The sequence below is a fragment of the Holdemania sp. 1001095H_141210_F2 genome, from assembly GCF_015558105.1.
Taxonomy (GTDB): domain Bacteria; phylum Bacillota_I; class Bacilli_A; order Erysipelotrichales; family Erysipelotrichaceae; genus Holdemania.
Genome location: NZ_JADNPO010000004.1, coordinates 117,002 through 130,729, shown reverse-complemented (window position 1 = coordinate 130,729; position 13,728 = coordinate 117,002). Strand labels below are relative to the sequence as shown.

Annotated in this window: 15 protein-coding genes; 13 read left to right on the top strand and 2 right to left on the bottom strand. The window is 50.3% G+C overall.

Annotated features, from left to right (window positions below; all coding sequences use genetic code 11):
- Window positions 1-4: 4 nt before the first annotated feature.
- The 4 genes from I2G61_RS04200 to guaA all read left to right on the top strand — a co-directional run bounded on the left by I2G61_RS04200 (window position 5) and on the right by guaA (window position 5,479).
- A complete protein-coding gene (locus I2G61_RS04200; RefSeq protein WP_195396631.1) occupies window positions 5-1,000 on the top strand; it encodes a lipoate--protein ligase in 996 nt (331 codons plus the stop codon).
- Entirely contained in the window at window positions 991-2,340 is a 1,350-nt protein-coding gene (locus tag I2G61_RS04195; RefSeq protein ID WP_195396633.1) for an NAD(P)/FAD-dependent oxidoreductase, read from the top strand. Before I2G61_RS04200 ends, I2G61_RS04195 begins: the two co-directional genes overlap by 10 nt.
- Window positions 2,341-2,487: 147 nt before the next feature.
- Window positions 2,488-3,990: an IMP dehydrogenase gene (locus I2G61_RS04190; RefSeq protein ID WP_006060786.1), complete on the top strand. Its 1,503-nt coding sequence runs from the start codon at window positions 2,488-2,490 to the stop codon at window positions 3,988-3,990.
- A gap of 181 nt (window positions 3,991-4,171) precedes the next feature.
- Window positions 4,172-5,479 (top strand): glutamine-hydrolyzing GMP synthase, encoded by a 1,308-nt coding sequence (gene guaA, locus I2G61_RS04185; protein WP_195547966.1) that lies wholly within the window; start codon window positions 4,172-4,174, stop codon window positions 5,477-5,479.
- A gap of 293 nt (window positions 5,480-5,772) precedes the next feature.
- On the opposite strand, the gene I2G61_RS04180 is transcribed toward guaA, so the two are convergent.
- The gene (locus tag I2G61_RS04180; RefSeq protein ID WP_195547965.1) at window positions 5,773-6,261 is read right to left on the bottom strand and encodes a helix-turn-helix domain-containing protein; all 489 of its coding nucleotides are present in this window, start codon (window positions 6,259-6,261) and stop codon (window positions 5,773-5,775) included.
- Window positions 6,262-6,564: 303 nt separating this feature from the next.
- Here I2G61_RS04180 and I2G61_RS04175 point away from each other — a divergent pair, with 303 nt between their 5' ends.
- The 5 genes from I2G61_RS04175 to I2G61_RS04155 all read left to right on the top strand — a co-directional run bounded on the left by I2G61_RS04175 (window position 6,565) and on the right by I2G61_RS04155 (window position 10,057).
- Window positions 6,565-6,768, top strand: coding sequence for a DNA-binding protein (locus I2G61_RS04175; RefSeq protein ID WP_050624082.1), 204 nt, complete (start codon window positions 6,565-6,567; stop codon window positions 6,766-6,768).
- A gap of 2 nt (window positions 6,769-6,770) precedes the next feature.
- A complete protein-coding gene (locus I2G61_RS04170) occupies window positions 6,771-7,853 on the top strand; it encodes a site-specific integrase (RefSeq protein ID WP_195547964.1) in 1,083 nt (360 codons plus the stop codon).
- 4 nt (window positions 7,854-7,857) lie between these two features.
- The gene (locus tag I2G61_RS04165) at window positions 7,858-8,193 is read left to right on the top strand and encodes a hypothetical protein (RefSeq protein ID WP_195547963.1); all 336 of its coding nucleotides are present in this window, start codon (window positions 7,858-7,860) and stop codon (window positions 8,191-8,193) included.
- Window positions 8,183-9,358, top strand: coding sequence for a helicase RepA family protein (locus I2G61_RS04160; protein ID WP_195547962.1), 1,176 nt, complete (start codon window positions 8,183-8,185; stop codon window positions 9,356-9,358). Before I2G61_RS04165 ends, I2G61_RS04160 begins: the two co-directional genes overlap by 11 nt.
- Before the next feature lie 453 nt (window positions 9,359-9,811).
- A complete protein-coding gene (locus tag I2G61_RS04155; RefSeq protein WP_195547961.1) occupies window positions 9,812-10,057 on the top strand; it encodes a DUF6061 family protein in 246 nt (81 codons plus the stop codon).
- Between the two features lie 57 nt (window positions 10,058-10,114).
- On the opposite strand, the gene I2G61_RS04150 is transcribed toward I2G61_RS04155, so the two are convergent.
- Window positions 10,115-10,420, bottom strand: a complete 306-nt coding sequence (locus tag I2G61_RS04150; RefSeq protein ID WP_370544666.1) for a helix-turn-helix domain-containing protein — start codon at window positions 10,418-10,420, stop codon at window positions 10,115-10,117.
- Window positions 10,421-10,536: 116 nt separating this feature from the next.
- On the opposite strand from I2G61_RS04150, the gene I2G61_RS04145 reads away from it, so the two are divergent.
- From I2G61_RS04145 to I2G61_RS04130, 4 genes are all read left to right on the top strand, one after another.
- Entirely contained in the window at window positions 10,537-11,001 is a 465-nt protein-coding gene (locus I2G61_RS04145; protein WP_195547959.1) for a hypothetical protein, read from the top strand.
- A gap of 110 nt (window positions 11,002-11,111) precedes the next feature.
- Complete coding sequence (locus tag I2G61_RS04140; protein WP_087189595.1) at window positions 11,112-11,324, top strand: helix-turn-helix transcriptional regulator; 213 nt, start codon at window positions 11,112-11,114, stop codon at window positions 11,322-11,324.
- The gene (locus tag I2G61_RS04135; RefSeq protein WP_229100671.1) at window positions 11,311-12,798 is read left to right on the top strand and encodes an N-6 DNA methylase; all 1,488 of its coding nucleotides are present in this window, start codon (window positions 11,311-11,313) and stop codon (window positions 12,796-12,798) included. Before I2G61_RS04140 ends, I2G61_RS04135 begins: the two co-directional genes overlap by 14 nt.
- A complete protein-coding gene (locus tag I2G61_RS04130) occupies window positions 12,795-13,715 on the top strand; it encodes a BsuBI/PstI family type II restriction endonuclease (RefSeq protein ID WP_195547958.1) in 921 nt (306 codons plus the stop codon). Before I2G61_RS04135 ends, I2G61_RS04130 begins: the two co-directional genes overlap by 4 nt.
- Window positions 13,716-13,728: the final 13 nt, after the last annotated feature.

The window sequence follows — 13,728 nt, the reverse complement described above, 5'->3', positions numbered from 1 at the left end:
CACAATGCTGTATTTTACAGAGGGTCAGACTTTTGACCCTTACTTTAATTTAGCGATGGAGAAGTGGCTGTGCGATCATCTCGACGGCCGGCGGATTCTCTATCTGTGGCAAAACGAGCATACCGTTGTCATTGGCAAAAACCAGAATCCGCTGAAGGAATGTCGGCTGGCGGCGCTGAAGCAGGACGGCGGCTTGTTAGCCCGGCGCTGTTCCGGCGGCGGGGCGGTCTATCACGATTTGGGCAACCTGAACTTTACGATGTTGGTTCCCAACGATCAGTTTGATCTGCATCGACAATGCTCCGTGCTTTTGCAGGCTGTGCGTCAGTTCGGGGTGGACGCGCAGTTTTCAGGCCGCAACGATCTGACGGCGCAGGGCCGGAAATTTTCCGGCAACGCCTTTTATCACGGGCCCCACGGCAGCTTTCATCACGGCACGCTGCTCGTCGATACGGACAGCGAGAAAGTGGCCAGATACCTGAAGGTATCCGCCGCGAAGCTGAAAGGCAACGGCGTCGATTCCGTCCGTCAGCGCGTCATCAATTTAAAGGAATGCGCGCCAATGATGACGATCAGCCGGCTGAAAACCGCACTGCGGGAAGCGATGGAACAGGTTTATGGAGAACTGGGAACGATGTGGGAATGGACACCGGCGCAGATTGCGGAAATCAAAGCGCTGGCCCAGTTTTACCGCAGCGACGCCTGGCTGTTCCCAGAGAAATTCCAGGCTGATTTATGTTTGGAGAAACGTTTCGCCTGGGGTGAGATCCAGGCGCAGCTGCAGCTGCAGTCCCAGCGTATCTGCGCCTGCCGGCTGTATACCGACGCGATGGATGCGGCGGCGATCACGGAGCTGGAAGCCTTGCTTCATGATTGTCCGCTGACGTCCCAGGCGCTGCAGGAACGCGCTTTATCCGCAAGTCCGCACCATCCGCTGATCCCGGAATGCATTGCGTGGATCAGCCAAGAAATAGAAGGGCAGGAAGCAAAATGGGATTAAAAACCGAGCTTGTGATTCTCGGCGCCGGCCCGGCCGGCTATGAAGCGGCAATTCACGCCGCCCAATGCGGCATGCAGGTCGTGCTGATCGAAAAAGACCAGGTCGGCGGCACATGTCTTAACCGCGGGTGTATTCCGACTAAAAGCCTGTTATACCAGGCGCATCAGCTGCGGATTGCGGCGCAGTACGCCAAGATCGAGATCGACGGCGAAGCACTGCGGCTGCAGAAGGAAGACACCGTGGGGAAGCTGCAGAAGGGAATTGCCCAGCTGATCAAAGGCAATTCAATCCAGTTTCTTCATGGCGAAGCGAAAATAACCGGCCCGCAGACGGTCAGTGTGAATGATGAGATCATTGAAGCTGAACATATTTTGATCGCGACCGGCTCCCGGACTTCAGTTCCGCCGATTCCGGGAATTGAACTGGCGATGACCTCGGATCAGGTGCTGCAGTGGGATCGTCCGCTGCCGCAGCAGGCTGTGATTATCGGGGCCGGCGTGATCGGCCTGGAATTTGCGGATTTATTATTGGATCTGGGGGTTGGGGTAACGCTGTTGGAAGCCGCCCCGCGGCCGTTGATTCAGGCGGATCGGGAAATTGCGCAGAATCTTCAAATGATCCTCAAGCGCCGGGGCGCGCAGCTGCATTGCGGCATTACGATTACCCAGATTCATGAAAATGCCGTAGACTATGTAGAAAAGGAAAAACCGATGCGCGCGGAAGGGGAATGGATCATCGCCGCAACCGGACGCAAACCGGTGTTATGCGATTGCGCGCCGGCACTGGCGCAGGAGCGCGGCCGTTTGATCACGGATGCCTGCGGCCGGACGTCGGTTCCTACGATTTATGCTGCTGGGGATGTGACCAGCCGGATTCAGCTTGCGCATCTGGCCAGCGCGCAGGCGATCAATGCGGTGGATACAATGCTGGGCCGGACGCCGCAGTTTGATTTAAACTGCGTGCCGTCATGTCTGTACACCCATCCGGAAGCGGCGTGGGTCGGCTTGTCGGAGGAGGAAGCGCAGGCGCAGGGGTTATCGGTCATCGTGGGCAAGACCAGCACCTTAAGCAATTCCAAATCCATGATCGAACAGGCGCCGCGCGGTTTTGTCAAGCTGATCGCCGATGCGGCCACCCGTCAGTTAGTGGGCGGGGTGATTGCCGGAGCGCATGCCAGCGACTGGATCGGCACAGTGGCTCAGGCCGTCAGTCAGCATTTGACGATCGACGACTGCCAGCGCGTGATCATGGCTCATCCAACCTGGAGCGAAGCGCTGCACGAAGCACTGATGGACTTTGATCAGCATGCCATTCATACCTTATATAAACGTACAAAATAACGAAAAGGCGGGCTTTCTTTTATTGGAGGTCCGCCTTTTATCGTAAGAATTGTAAAATTTTTCAAAACGGATCATTTAATCCTTTACTTTGGGGCACAATTTCATTATAATCATGGATAATACAAAAAGGGAAAAGGAGCGAATACTATGGCATATTACTATGATCAACCGTCTCATACCTTCAGCGAATACCTGTTGGTTCCGGGCTATTCTTCCAGCGAGTGCATCCCGACGTCTGTCAGCCTGAAGACGCCGTTAGTCAAGTTCAAGAAAGGTGAAAAACCGGCGATCGAAATGAACATCCCGATGGTCAGCGCGATCATGCAGGCGGTGTCTGATGACCGGATGGCGGTGGCGCTGGCAAAGGAAGGCGGCGTTTCGTTCATCTTTGGATCACAGTCGATTGAAAGTCAGGCGGCGATGGTTGCCCGCGTGAAAAATCACAAGGCCGGCTTTGTCGTCAGCGATTCCAACATTACGCCGGATATGACGCTGGCGCAGGTTCTTGAACTGGTCGAGGAAACAGGACATTCCACGATGCCGGTCACTGAGGACGGAACTGCCAACGGACGCTTAGTCGGCATGGTTACCAGCCGCGATTACCGGGTTTCCCGGATGGCGCCGGAAACCAAGGTTGCGGACTTCATGACGCCGTATGATAAATTGATTGTCGGTCATGAGAGCGACACCTTGTCGGACTGCAACGATCTGATCTGGGAACACAAGCTGAACCAGCTGCCGATCATCGACGAGAATCAGCACCTGTTGTATCTTGTTTTCCGTAAGGATTATGCCACACATAAAGAAAATCCGGATGAGCTCCTGGATTGCCACAAACGGTATATCGTCGGCGCGGGCATCAACACGCGCGACTATGCGGAACGTGTTCCGGCGTTAGTGGAAGCGGGCGTCGACGTGCTGTGCATCGATTCCTCGGAAGGCTTCAGCGAATGGCAGAAGCGCACGATTTCCTGGATTCGTGCGAAATACGGCGACTCCGTTAAGGTTGGCGCAGGCAACGTCGTCGACCGCGAGGGATTCCGGTTCTTAGCGGAGAGCGGCGCGGATTTCATTAAAGTCGGCATCGGCGGCGGTTCTATCTGCATCACTCGTGAAACCAAAGGCATCGGCCGCGGTCAGGCGACAGCGGTCATCGAAGTTGCGAAAGCCCGTGACGAATATTTTGAAGAGACCGGAATTTACATTCCGATCTGCTCGGACGGCGGCATCGTTTACGATTATCATATTACCTTAGCGTTAGCGATGGGCGCGGATTTCGTCATGCTGGGACGGTATTTCAGCCGTTTTGAAGAATCGCCGACGACGAAGCTGATGGTCAATGGCACCTATGTCAAAGAGTATTGGGGCGAAGGCAGCAACCGTGCCCGCAACTGGCAGCGCTACGATTTGGGCGGCGCTCAGAAGCTGAGCTTTGAGGAAGGTGTCGATTCCTATGTTCCGTATGCCGGAACGTTAAAGGAAAACGTCACGCTGACGTTGTATAAGGTGAAATCGACCATGTGCAACTGCGGTGCGCTCTCGATTCCTGAGCTGCAGCAGAACGCCCGGCTGACCCTGGTTTCCGCAACCTCGATTGTCGAAGGCGGCGCGCACGACGTCATCGTCAAAGACAAGAGCTCGATGAAATAAGCTTTTCCCTTACCCTGAGTGAAAGATCGGAAACTTCCGGTCTTTTTCTAAAGGGGGAAGGGGATCAAGATAAGTTGGCAAAATTCAAAAGTTGGTAAGAAAGGCAATCGGCGATTGCAAAGAAACCCGAATTTTGTTACATTAGGACTGGAATAAAAAGGAAGTTGAAGGAGGAACAGCGATGAAACAGGATATGATTTTAATTTTAGATTTAGGCAGTGATGAAAATACCGTACTGGCGCGGATGATCCGTGATCTGGGCGTCTACAGCGAGATTAAACCGCATGATATCACGGAAGAAGAACTGGCGAAGCTGGATAATGTCAAGGGGATCATCCTTAACGGCGGCCCGCTGAACATCGTCGACGGCAAGGCGATTGAAGTTCGTGATTTTATCTATGATGCAGGCGTCCCGGTGCTGGCAGTGAATTATGCGGCGGCCAAGGGCAAGCATTGCCTTGATCAGTGGCCGGCAGAGGAAGACGCGATGCGAGCGGTCGTGAATTCCTTCTTGTTTGACACTTGCCATGCGGAAGCGAATTGGAATATGAAAAACTTCGTTGCCGACCAGATCGAATTGATCCGGCGTCAGGTCGGGGATAAAAAGGTGCTGCTTGCGTTGTCCGGGGGCGTTGATTCTTCGGTCGTCGCAGCCTTGTTGATCAAAGCGATCGGCAAGCAGCTGGTGTGCGTGCATGTCAATCATGGCCTGATGCGCAAGGGTGAATCGGAAAGTGTAATTGAAGTGTTCCGCAATCAGATGGATGCGAACTTGATTTATGTGGATGCGAGCGAGCGGTTCTTAACGAAACTGGAAGGGGTAGCGGATCCGGAACAGAAACGTAAAATTATTGGCGCTGAGTTCATCCGTGTGTTCGAGGAAGAAGCGCGCAAGCTGGAAGGGATTGACTTTTTGGCGCAGGGCACGATCTATCCGGATATCGTGGAATCGGGCACGAAGACCGCGAAGGTCGTCAAGTCGCATCACAATGTCGGCGGCCTGCCGGAAGACATGAATTTCGAGTTAGTTGAACCGTTGTATTATCTGTTCAAGGATGAAGTCCGGGCATGCGGTCTGGAACTGGGCTTACCGCATGACATGGTCTTCCGTCAGCCATTCCCGGGGCCGGGACTGGGCGTCCGCTGCCTGGGCGCAATCACAAGAGAACGGCTGGAAGCGGTGCGGGAATCGGATGCGATCCTGCGCGAGGAGTTTGCGAAGGCGGGACTGGATAAGAAAGTTTGGCAGTATTTCACGATTGTTCCGGATTTCAAATCGGTGGGCGTCAAGAACAATGCGCGCTGCTTTGAGTATCCGGTGATCATCCGCGCCGTCAACACGATCGACGCGATGACCGCTTCGATTGAACAGATCGACTGGCCGGTGCTGACAAAGGTCACGGATCGAATTCTAAAGGAAGTTAAGAACGTGAACCGAGTCTGTTATGATTTGTCGCCGAAGCCATGTGCGACGATTGAGTGGGAATAAGCAAAAAGTGGATATGAGGGCCCGCAAACCCTTGAAAACACTGACTTTTTGACTTTTAAATTCCCCATTTGGTAGCAGATTGATAGCACTCGTCAAATCCTGATTTATTGAGTTTGAAAAGAAAAATCGGGTGGCTTGCGAGTAGCCTAAAAATCCTCATCTTTTTATTCATAAGTAAAAGGTCTAACTGATTTTTGCTGATCAGTTAGACCTTTTTAATTTTGCTCTCATTTATCTGAATTTTCTGATTTTGCGCAACAAATGGCCTCTCCCGTGGCCTACAAGTGAGAGGGTCAGATCAGACTCTCCGGCGGAACCTTGGCGTGAATCTGGCTGCTGTCGTACTCCGGGTAGTGGTAACGCCAGCGGTCGTACTCCTCATGGGAGATCTCACCGGCCTCTAGTTTGGCTGCCTGTTCCCGCCAGGCCCAGAGCATTTCATGCAGCCGGGCAGCATCCTTGTTTTTGCGGAAATCTACCTGCAAGGCAAGCTCACCATCCTGCTCCGTGATCTTCAGACCGTAGTTGTCCTCCAGGGTAAACAGGGTGTGCATGAGCCCCACATAGGAGTCTATGTCCGGGACAGAAAGGGCGTGGGGAGAGACATCCAGTACCTGGGCCAGGGCAGCAGTCAGATCGGCCTTAGGGGTTCTTGATCCTGTTTCGTACTGCGCCAGGCGCACATCGGCAGACTTCTCCGGGAAGCCCAGCGCCATACCAAGATATTTCTGCGTCATCCCCCGTAGGAGACGGAAAAAGTGAATCCGTTCGCCAATCGCCATACATCCAGCTCCCATCTATGGTTGTTCTTATATGCAACATAGCATATTTGCTTAGTTTTGTCAAGACAATCTAAGCAAATTTATTTAACAATATTTCTTTTACAAGGCTTGAACTAAGCTTATATGTATAGTATCATAAGGACACTAAGCGGATAAGCTTAGATGATATAGCGTATCAAATGAGCCGCCAGATTTTTGGTTGCGAAACGGAGAAAAAGTGGCGGACATAAGCAAGGAGGCATTTATGAAACACAACACTTGCAGGCAGCAGTCACCAACAACGAAGAAAGGAAGGGATTTACCATGGCAAATCAGATTTTTATGCGTGTGGACGAAGTGGCCGAAGAGCTGGGGGTGTCCGTACCCTACGCCTATAAGCTCATCCGGCAGATGAACGAGGAACTGGCGAAAACCGGCTGCATCACGATTTCCGGCCGGATTGACCGCAAGTTCTTCCACGAGAAGTTTTATGGCACGAGAACCGAGACGGCGAGAAAGGGGGAGTAATTATGGCGGCGTTCAAGAACAAGGACAACGGCACCTGGTATGTGCAGTTCCGCTACACCGACTGGAAGGGAGAGCGTCAGCAGAAGCTCAAAAGGGGCTTTGCTACCAAGCGAGAGGCGCTGGAATGGGAACGGGAGTTCCTGATGGAGAAGCAGGCCGATGTGAACATGACCTTTGAGAGCTTCGTTGCTCTCTATGAGAGGGACATTAAGCCCAAGTTGAAGCTCAACACCTGGCTCACCAAGGAGAGCATCATCAAAAAGAAGATCCTGCCCTATTTTGCCAAGCGGAAGCTGTCGGAGATCACGGCCAAGGACATTATGCGCTGGCAGAACGAGATCCGGGAAATGCGGGACTGCCACGGCAAACCGCTGTCCAAGACCTATTTGAAAACGGTCCACAATCAGCTTAGCGCCATCTTTAACCACGCTGCCCGATTTTACGGCCTAAACCTCAACCCGGCCCGGCAGGCGGGCAACATGGGGGCAGAGGAACGGAAGGAGATGCTGTTCTGGACCCGAGAAGAGTACGCCAAGTTTTCCGAAGCCATGATGGACAAGCCGCTGTCCTTCTACGCCTTTGAAGTTCTGTACTGGTGCGGTGTCCGGGAGGGCGAGCTGCTGGCCCTGACCCCGGCGGATTTCGACTTTGAGAAGCGCACCCTCACCATCAACAAGTCTTACCAGCGGCTTAACAAGCAGGATGTTATCACCACCCCCAAGACGCCCAAGAGTAACCGGGTGATCCAGATGCCCCAGTTCCTCTGTGACGAGCTCCAGGACTACCTCAAGCAGCTCTACGGCGTGGAGCCGGATAGCCGAATGTTCCCTATCAGCAAAAGCTATCTTCACCGGGAAATGGACCGTGGCTGTAAGCAAACAGGGGTGAAAAGGATTCGCATACACGATTTGAGACATAGCCACATCAGTTTGTTGATCGACATGGGCTTTACCGCTCTGGCTATTGCGGAGCGCGTAGGACACGAGAGCATCGACATCACCTACCGTTATGCTCACCTGTTCCCCACCCGCCAGGTGGAAATGGCTGACAAGCTGGATTCACTGAAGAATGAGAAAGGAGTATAAGAAAATGTCCAAGAAGAACTATGACAACCACAACCGCTGGAGAAACAAGACGGTGGCCTTCCGGGTGTCGGCGGAGGAAGATCTCCATCTGGAAACCCTGGTGAAACTCACCGGTCTGACCAAGCAGGATTACATCATCCGGAGACTGCTGGAACGGGATGTGGTTGTCCAGGGCAATCCCAGAGTCTACAAGGCGCTGCGGGACCAGCTGGCCACTGTGCTGGACGAGCTCCGGCGGATCGAAGCCGGGCAGGGCGTGAACGATGATCTGCTGGACACCATCCAGATGATCGCCGCCATTATGAACGGAATGCAGGAGGATTTTGCCTATGACCGATGAGAAAAAGAAAATGACCGCCCATGGTTCATCTGTTGGCGCAGATGATGGGCAGTCAATCTCTCAAAATTCCAAGACCACTATACCAGACCCGGACGAAAAAAGCAATTCCCCGGAAAGAGATTTGGAGGAACTTTACCGGAAAATGCGCCGCATGAGCGACCCGGCCTACCTCCATACTGTTACCCTGGACGAGCTGATGGACAATGTGTTTGAGGGTAAGTCTGCGGTGATTGAGAACCTGCTCTACACGGGAGCGTACATCCTTGCCGGAGCGCCCAAAATCGGTAAGTCCTTCCTGGTGGCGCAGATCGCCCACCATGTCAGTACCGGGCAGGACTTGTGGGGCTACAAGACCCATCAGGGAACTGTTCTCTACCTGGCGTTGGAGGATGACGAGCGCCGTTTACAGCGCCGAATGTTCCGAATGTTCGGAGTGGAGGGGACAAGCTCCCTCCACTTCGCCACAAGCGCCAAGATGCTTGGCAGTGGTCTGGATGAACAGCTGGAAAAGTTTGTCTGGGAACACAGCGATACCAAGCTGGTTATCGTAGATACTCTACAAAAAGTCCGTGAGGTGGTGAATGATAGTTACAGCTACTCCAGCGACTATGAGGTAATCGGCAAGCTGAAGCAATTTGCTGATCGGTATGGCGTCTGCGTCCTGATTGTCCACCACACCAGAAAGCAGCCTGCCGGAGATAGCTTTGAGATGATCTCGGGGACCACGGGCTTGCTGGGCTGTGCGGATGGTGCGCTGCTGATGCAGAAGGAGAAGCGAACAGATAGCAAGGCCACCCTGGAGGTGGTAGGCAGAGACCAGCCGGATCAGCGGCTGTATCTCAGCAAAGACCAGGAAAGCCTGGTTTGGGGGCTTGACCATGCAGAGAATGAGCTTTGGAAACAACCTCCAGACCCGGTACTGGAAGCTGTGGCAAAGATCGTATATGCCGAGAACCGAGAATGGGAAGGCAGTCCCACCGAGCTGGCCCAGGCGATTCAAACGGATATGGCGGTGAACCGGCTTACCAAGCATCTGAATGTAAATGCCAGCCGCCTGCTGGAAGAACATCAGGTAAAGTATGAGAACAAAAGCAAACACGCCGGACGGCGCATCCGACTGACCTATATGATGGTAGAAGCCCCCGCGTTTGAAGTAATCGAGTAAAGCGCGACGCTCGCAACGGTCGCGACGGTGTTTTGAGGGGTACTCCCAGCACCGTTGCGACCGTCGCCACCGTTGCGGGAGGGAAAAAGTGGGGTGGTATTTTGCCACCCCGTCGTCCAGGAGGGCACCCCATTTTAGGACACCCTAAAAGTACCAGAAAATGTCGCGACTTACGCACCCCTATGCCCCGAAACGGGGCGCCGGGTACAGACAAAAAGCGTTCGGAGAACGCGCAGCCACAGAATGAAATTCTGTGTTCAAACGGGGCTTGGGGGCGCTGCCCTCAACAAGCAGACGGCAGGAAATGTGAGTGTGTATTAACACTCGCATTGCTTGCCAGTCTTGTGTGTGGCTATCCACACGCATTGCTTGCAAGTATCTAAAACAACCGAAACGGCCCTTGTGCCGCTGCGGAAAATCGACCAAAATTTAAGCATTGGGAGGCAACGAGTATTGAGAAAGATTGTATCCTGTGAGTTTAACATGGATACCGCCTGCGTGGAGCTGCGTCTGGAGGATGGGACGCTGTTCTCTATCGACTGTACCGCCGTAGAGAACGAGGTGGCAAACAGCATGTACCAGCGGTCAGAACTGGACTGGCTGATCTACAACGATCCGCTGGCCTATGCCGAACTGATTTTGAATGGGGCCCCTGAATTATATCTAAAAGCAGTAACACAGAAAACTCCGTTAGATTGATGGCAAAGAAAATCCGCCAGAAGCAGCACTCTAAAGGGTGCGCCTCTGACGGATTTTTTACATCTTATCAATCAAAGCAAATACAACAGCCTGCTGTTCTTCACTTAGTCTTGACCAGCGTTCCAGAAGCTCTTTCTGCGCCTCAGTCAAGGAAACAGGTGCATCTTCTTCTGCAAACAGTTGAGATAGCGTAATGCCAAAGGCTATGCAGATTTTCTCAAGGGATGGAATGGTCGGAACCATGTTCTTGCGATACCATGAGGAGATCGTGGATTGCGGCAAACCGGAGCGTTCTGCAAGCTGATACTCTGTCCAGCCCCGCTCCTCTCGATACGCGGTTATAACCGAGAGAATATCCTTCACCTGCATCACTCCTTTGCTTGCGTTCTTCGTAAATTATACTTTGATAAATCGTTGTGATTTAATCATTTATATCGTATAATTTTAACGATAAACGCAACTAAAAAGGAGGGAGAAATTTGGGAGAAAAAAGCTGTTTCTTTATCGGACACCGAGAGGCATCAGAAGAGATTTATCCGGCATTGTATGCGGCTGTGGAGCAGCACATTTTGGAATATGGCGTTACAGAATTTATCGTTGGCCACTACGGCGGATTTGACCGTCTTGCAGTGTCAGCAGTCAAAGAAGCAAAGCGTTTCTACCCAGAAGTGAAGCTCACTTTGCTATTGCCATATCATCCGGCAGAGCGGCCCATCCCAACACCCGATGGATTTGACGGAACATTCTATCCACCGGGGATGGAAAGCGTCCCGCGCAAGATTGCAATCGTGAGAGCAAACCGCTATGTTGTGGATCATGTGGACTATCTCATCGCCTATGTTTGGCATCCTGCCAGCAATGCGCGGGAGTTGGTGAAATACTCACAAAAGAGGCAACAGAAAAGTGGTATCCAAATAACCTTATTGACACACGCAGCTACATAATTTTACATGCTATTCGACTTGAAGTTGACTCATGTTTTCGTGAGGCTATCTTGAGGTATCGTGTGTTTTATGATATAATTACTTATCCGCACATGAATGGAGAAGTAGCAATGCCGGTATCTTATGATAAACTTTGGAAAATTCTCATCGACAAAAAGATGAAACGCTCGGACTTAAAGGATGCTGCGGGCATTAGCTTTAATGTCTTAGCAAAGATGGGAAAAAATGAATTTGTATCAATGGAGAGCCTGTATAAAATTTGTGTGGCTTTAAACTGCGGCATCGATGAAATTATGGAGTTTACGAATCATGAGCATGCTTGACTTTGCAATTAAAGCAACGACAGAATATATTGACCACATGCCGAAAAGCCAGCGCAAAAAATATGGCCAGTTTTTTACAAGTAAAGAAACTGCTGCTTTTATGGCTGAATTGTTTGAGATTCCCGATAAGCGCCAGACACTTTCTATCCTTGATCCTGGTGCTGGTTCTGGCATTCTCTCAGTTGCACTATTGGAACGCTTGCAAGCTTTCTCGGCAATAAAAGAGATTAGATTGGTTTGCTATGAGAATGACCCAAATGTAATGGAGCTATTGCGGGCCAATCTGGATGTAGTGCGTAGTCAATCCAAACAGAAAATATCCTACGAAATCGTTTCTGATAACTACATTTTAAGTCAAGCGACTGACTATAATTTGATGTTAGGGGCGAATTTGGAGCCTGAAAAATTTGATTTTGTAATCGGAAATCCTCCATATATGAAAATAGCAAAAGATGCCCCAGAAGCCTTAGCCATGCCAGATGTATGTTATGGCGCTCCCAATCTCTATTTTCTCTTTGCTTCTATGAGTATGTTTAACTTGAGAGATGGCGGAGAAATGGTTTATATTATTCCGCGTTCCTGGACCTCTGGCGCATATTTCAAGAGATTTCGTCAGAAGTTTTTAAGCGAAGGTATTTTGGAGCATATCCACTTATTTGTTAGTCGTGATAAAGTCTTTGAAAAAGAAAGTGTACTGCAGGAAACTATCATTATTAAGCTGAGAAAAACGCGCTCAAAGCCAAAAACTGTTACTGTTACTACGACCCAAAGCAATGCGGACTTTTCAAAAAAGACCATTTTTGAAGCTCCATATTCTGCTGTTATCAACGGACCAGATTCCTATGTATATCTGGTAACAAATGCTGACGAAGTAGAGACACTTAATAGTTTGAACAAGTGGGAAAATACCCTGCCAAGCATTGGCCTAAAAATGAAAACTGGACTTACAGTTGACTTCCGAAACAGAGAAGCACTGAGAGATGTTGCTGAAGAACAGGCTGTTCCATTGTTCTATTCTCAGCACATACAAAATGGCAAAGTGGTTTTTCCTGTAGGGAAGGAACACGAGTATCTGGTTACTGAGCAGCGGGGGCTATTACAGCCAAATAAGAACTATCTTTTTGTCAAACGATTTACAGCAAAAGAAGAACATAGGCGGCTTCAATGTGGTGTTTACTTGGCAAAAAAGCATCCTGAGTATTCCCAGATCAGCACACAAAACAAGATAAATTTTATTGATGGGATGCGTGATCTTTCGGAGTGTGTTGTGTACGGTCTCTATGTCTTATTTAACTCCACCTTGTATGACTGCTATTATAGGATTTTAAATGGTTCAACGCAGGTCAATTCGACTGAGGTAAACTCTATGCCGGTTCCTTCCATGGATGTCATTGAGGCCATGGGAAAAGAGCTGATTGCTGCACACGATATGTCGGAACCGGCTTGTGACAGAATTTTGAGGGGTTATGTATGAGTAAAATAGAAGAAGCAAAAGAGATATTAAATGCCTTGCAAGTCCCGGCAAAGCAGCAAAATGCTATGTGCTGTTGTGTTTTGCTTGCCATGGCAGGACTTGTTGAGGAAACTCTGTGGCAAGATGCGACCAACGAATGGATTCGTATTCACGATGTAATTGCTTTTGCGAATAACAATTATGGGACTACTTATGCAGAAAATAGTCGTGAAACCTTCAGAAAACAGGCTATGCACCATTTCAGAAATGCGGCTTTCATCGAGGATAATGGCAAGGCCACCAATAGCCCAAATTACCGCTATCGGTTGACAGATGAAATGCTAAAGTTGGTACAGAGTTTTGGTACAGATCAGTGGGAAACCAAGCTTACTTCTTTTCAAACTAATCACGACACACTTGTTCAGCTATATGCTTCTAAGCGTGTCAGACGCAAAATGCCTGTGAAGATCAACGGTGAGGATTTCACTTTTTCTCCAGGAGATCACAATCAACTTCAAAAGGCAATTATTGAGGAATTTGCACCACGTTTTGCTCCAAATTCGGAATGTCTCTATGTTGGCGATACCATTGAAAAGGATTTGGTAAAGAACGAGGACAAGCTTTGTAAACTGGGGTTTACTATTACATTGCATGATAAGATGCCAGATGTGGTCCTCTACTCAGAGGAGAAGAACTGGCTGTATTTTATAGAGTCGGTAACATCTGTTGGGCCGATGGAGCCCAAACGCATCAAAGAGATTGAAGAAATGACCACCGGCGTAACCGCAGGAAAAATCTATGTTACCGCTTTTCTGAATTTCAAGACATTTAAGAAATTTTCTGAGACACTCGCTTGGGAAACGGAAGTATGGATTGCAGATATGCCGGATCACATGATTCATTTGAATGGTGACAAGTTTTTAGGGCCCAGGAAATAGTTGGTTCCGCAAA

What these genes read in the sequence shown, in the direction of transcription:
- I2G61_RS04200 (WP_195396631.1), top strand. Translation starts at nt 5, where the DNA reads ATGCTGTATTTTACAGAGGGTCAGACTTTTGACCCTTACTTTAATTTA.
- I2G61_RS04195 (WP_195396633.1), top strand. Translation starts at nt 991, where the DNA reads ATGGGATTAAAAACCGAGCTTGTGATTCTCGGCGCCGGCCCGGCCGGC.
- I2G61_RS04190 (WP_006060786.1), top strand. Translation starts at nt 2,488, where the DNA reads ATGGCATATTACTATGATCAACCGTCTCATACCTTCAGCGAATACCTG.
- guaA (WP_195547966.1), top strand. Translation starts at nt 4,172, where the DNA reads ATGAAACAGGATATGATTTTAATTTTAGATTTAGGCAGTGATGAAAAT.
- I2G61_RS04180 (WP_195547965.1), bottom strand. Translation starts at nt 6,261, where the DNA reads ATGGCGATTGGCGAACGGATTCACTTTTTCCGTCTCCTACGGGGGATG.
- I2G61_RS04175 (WP_050624082.1), top strand. Translation starts at nt 6,565, where the DNA reads ATGGCAAATCAGATTTTTATGCGTGTGGACGAAGTGGCCGAAGAGCTG.
- I2G61_RS04170 (WP_195547964.1), top strand. Translation starts at nt 6,771, where the DNA reads ATGGCGGCGTTCAAGAACAAGGACAACGGCACCTGGTATGTGCAGTTC.
- I2G61_RS04165 (WP_195547963.1), top strand. Translation starts at nt 7,858, where the DNA reads ATGTCCAAGAAGAACTATGACAACCACAACCGCTGGAGAAACAAGACG.
- I2G61_RS04160 (WP_195547962.1), top strand. Translation starts at nt 8,183, where the DNA reads ATGACCGATGAGAAAAAGAAAATGACCGCCCATGGTTCATCTGTTGGC.
- I2G61_RS04140 (WP_087189595.1), top strand. Translation starts at nt 11,112, where the DNA reads ATGCCGGTATCTTATGATAAACTTTGGAAAATTCTCATCGACAAAAAG.
- I2G61_RS04135 (WP_229100671.1), top strand. Translation starts at nt 11,311, where the DNA reads ATGAGCATGCTTGACTTTGCAATTAAAGCAACGACAGAATATATTGAC.
- I2G61_RS04130 (WP_195547958.1), top strand. Translation starts at nt 12,795, where the DNA reads ATGAGTAAAATAGAAGAAGCAAAAGAGATATTAAATGCCTTGCAAGTC.